The sequence below is a fragment of the Candidatus Bipolaricaulota bacterium genome, assembly GCA_021159055.1.
GTDB lineage: Bacteria > Bipolaricaulota > Bipolaricaulia > UBA7950 > UBA9294 > S016-54.
Genome location: JAGGSO010000153.1, coordinates 1 through 3,389 on the forward strand (window position 1 = coordinate 1; position 3,389 = coordinate 3,389).

A 3,389-nucleotide genomic window follows, 5' to 3' on the forward strand; every position below is an offset into this window, starting at 1 on the left:
TTCCACCGCCTTTATTTCCTCGCCCAATCTTGAAAAATCGGCTGATAGAATAGAGGGAGCAACAAGCACCATGGAAACAGAATCCACCGATATTTTAATAGTTTGTGGAAAGACGTTGCAAAGCACAAAAATTTAAAAACTTTTTTTGGTATTGTATGTCATGAAAGTCATTGCTTTCTCTGCCGTTTTGATAATAATTTTTGCAGGCATTTCTCCCGGTATTGTTTATGGAACCCATGAAAAAGTCAGGGTTATATGTTACAAAGGAATGGGTACAGAAGAAAAAGAGATAGATTACAGCACTTTTAATATAATTAAGCAAATGGCGGATAAAATAAGGAATGGCGGGGATAACAGGGAGGAGTATATCGAGGAGTTGAGAAAATTTCTGGCGGAGAAAAACATAATTGAAATACCAGAACTGAATATTAAGAATGGACCTTCATGGTTAAACAATTTTCTCTGCTATGTGGTTGGCTACGGTGAAATAATAACCGTGCAACCCTTTGAGATACCACTGCTTGTTTTGGTTGGCATATCCATGATTCTACAATCATTTTTCCCGGCAATGGAATGGCTCACCGATTTCCTGTTTTTTAATATTTTCGGAATGTTATCCCTAAAACTTCCGCGTTTCTTCATGCCGGTGGTATATTTCACCACCGTTCCTTATGGTAGGTTTGAGATTGATGCATATGGAATCAATGGAGGAATTGGCTACTACATGTACGGAATAATGTTCGGCTTTACAGGAATAAAATTACTTTATGGGGATGAGAATTTTAAGGAAATCCTCATGTTTGGTACATGTCTGGCAATTTCAGGTCCAGATTCCTGATTCATTGTCTATGAAATGAAATCGGCGATATATCCACCTTCTTCCAGATTTTCCAAGCAAACGTAGGGAAATTGCCCATTACCTGTATAAAACTTAAAAAGCAATTGTTCCATCACCTTCCATGGATAACAGGGTGCTCATTGTGGTTGACCATCGGGAACGCTATTCGGGCATCGCCTCCCTCCTTGCAGAGATGGGGGCGGAAATAACAGAGGAACAGCTTGCAGTGGGCGACTACATACTCAGCGACAGAATGGCTGTTGAAAGGAAAAGGGCAACGGATTTTCTTGATTCCCTTATTAAAAAAAGGCTTTTTGACCAGATAGGGCGGCTTGCAGATGCATACCAGAGACCTGTTCTGCTTATTGAAGGAGAGGGGCTTTTTTCCAGAAATGTGAATATCAGGGCAATATACGGGGCGATGGCTTCGATAATAGCAGATTACGGATTTTCTGTTGTCACCACAAGAAATGCCGAGGAGACAGCCCGCATTCTTTACGCCATGGCAGGCAGGGAGCAGTTGAAGGTGAAGAAGGAGGTTGCTCTGAGGGGAAATAAGCATCTTCTCTCCCTGAAGGAAAAGCAGCAGTACATAATAGAAGGACTGCCTTTTATTTCCGCCGTCTCTGCAAAAAAGTTGCTGGATTATTTTGGCTCGGTGAGACGTGTAATCAATGCCACTGAGAAAGAGCTGTGTGAGGTAGAAGGAATAGGAAAGAAAAAGGCAAAGCTCATAAAAGAAGTCATAGATATGAAGTGGGAAGAAGAATAGCTATGCAACAAAGCTGTCGAGCTTCGTCTGCCCTTTTTTATCCACCTTTTTAATGACAATTTTTTTTCCTGCATGCGCCTCCAGTTCTTTTTTCAGTTTGTATATCTGCCGATGCATTTTCTTCTCTTTATTTATACTGCTCCAGTAATATGCCTCATCTCTTGAACCCCTCATTATCAAAATTATCACATCCCCGGGCATGCCATCGCGTGCAGTTCTCCCTCTCCGCTGTATGTATCGGATTGCGGAGGGCACGGGCTCGTAAAAAAGGACGAGAGTTGTTGAAGGTATGTCTATTCCCTCTTCGCCTATGCTCGTGGAAACCAGCACGTTGAATTTTCCATCTCTGAAATCCTCAAGCGTTTTTTTCTGCTCCTCCTGGCTCATGCCGTTTCCCGAGCCCTTTGCCTGCCCTATGAATTTTTTTGCTTTTACGCCCTCTATTCCAGAAATTTCAGAAATCAGGAAGTCAATGGTATCTCTGTATTCTGCAAATATCATTACCCTCCCGTCTGGATTGGATTCGAAATGTTTTATCAGAGTGTTTTTCAGAACTTCCAGCTTCGGCTTTTTCCCGGCAGATATCAAAATTTCTTTCCTGACCTGCCTGTACATCTTGTTGCTTCTTATTTTTGCTGCCGACTTGGATTTGTCAAGTTCAAGCTTTTCTATGTATTTTTTTGCTGCCTCGACACCCTGACTTGTAAGCATATCTTTGAGATGTGCAAGTTTTATTGCAGCTGATACGACGCTTATCGCCGTATACATTGTCCCTCCTCTGCTTTTAAGATTTTTTTGCATTCTCTGCTGTATCTCTATCAGGACTTTCTTGCCCAGCTTTTTTGATGAGAGATTGGATGCTTGCTTCGTGTATTTTTTCAGTTCCGAGAGGCATTCATCAAGCATATAATCGATTTTTCTCGCCGCCCTTTTAACGTCATCTGGCATGTCCACGACAACCCATCTCATTTTTCTTCTTGAAATGTATGGCCTGACGTCCTCATCGTTTTCTGTTCTCAGCTCGATATGCTCTATCCCGAGATTTTCTGCCACTTCCTTGAGCTTCTTGTAATCGCTTCCGGGAGATGCTGTCATGCCCAGCATCTGGCTGCCCCTTCTCAAATACCTTCTTGCCACACCCACATATGCATAGTTTCCAACTGCGCGGTGCGCCTCGTCAAATATTATCAGACTGAAATCCCCCACATTTACTCCGCTATCGAGGTCATTTTCTATTGTCTGGGGCGTGGCTACAATAACCCTGGCACTTTTGTATATCTCCTTCCTTTTTTTGGGCGAAAAAAGTTCTCCCGTGACTACAACAACATCCTCTATTGTGGTAAGTTTTTTTATGGAACCTGCATGCTGCTCGCACAGCGGCTTGGTGGGCGCAAGGAAAAGGACATTACCTTTCTTCAATTTGTACGCAATGACCATTATCGCTATGATTGTCTTTCCGAGACCTGTCGGCAGAACAACCATTGAATTTCTGTCCTTTATGCTCTCAAAAATGTTGATCTGATAAGCTCTCTTCTGCACCAGATTGGGCTTTATGAATTCCATTTTTAGATAGCTCATTACTTTCTCCCCAAGACGGCAATATTTGCAAGCAGCGCCTCTATCTGTATGCGCTCGTTGCTACCCTCAACCATGCGGAATTCTGCCTCCCCGATTTTTTCCACTATGACTGCCTTCATTTTTTCGGGAATTGGCAAATCAAAAAGCGCGTTGTGCATACCCTTTATTATATCCTCGCCCGAAAGCCCGTATTCTATAAGC

The 3,389-nt window shown here is 42.6% G+C and carries 5 protein-coding genes; 2 read left to right on the top strand and 3 right to left on the bottom strand.

The genetic code is table 11. The features are described from left to right. A partial coding sequence (locus J7J55_07840; GenBank protein ID MCD6142605.1) for a ribulose-phosphate 3-epimerase occupies nucleotides 1-72 on the bottom strand: 72 nt, incomplete at its 3' end. Nucleotides 73-160: 88 nt separating this feature from the next. Between J7J55_07840 and J7J55_07845 the strand changes: the two genes are divergently transcribed. Further along, on the top strand, nucleotides 161-838 hold the full coding sequence (locus J7J55_07845) for a hypothetical protein (GenBank protein ID MCD6142606.1): 678 nt from the start codon (nucleotides 161-163) through the stop codon (nucleotides 836-838). 133 nt (nucleotides 839-971) lie between these two features. After that, complete coding sequence (locus J7J55_07850; protein ID MCD6142607.1) at nucleotides 972-1,610, top strand: hypothetical protein; 639 nt, start codon at nucleotides 972-974, stop codon at nucleotides 1,608-1,610. Here the strand turns inward: J7J55_07850 and J7J55_07855 are convergent, their stop codons facing one another. Beyond that, entirely contained in the window at nucleotides 1,611-3,188 is a 1,578-nt protein-coding gene (locus tag J7J55_07855; protein ID MCD6142608.1) for a DEAD/DEAH box helicase family protein, read from the bottom strand. After that, nucleotides 3,188-3,389: Replication factor C small subunit (locus tag J7J55_07860; GenBank protein MCD6142609.1), on the bottom strand; the 202-nt coding region annotated here is incomplete at its 5' end. The genes J7J55_07855 and J7J55_07860, both read right to left, overlap by 1 nt.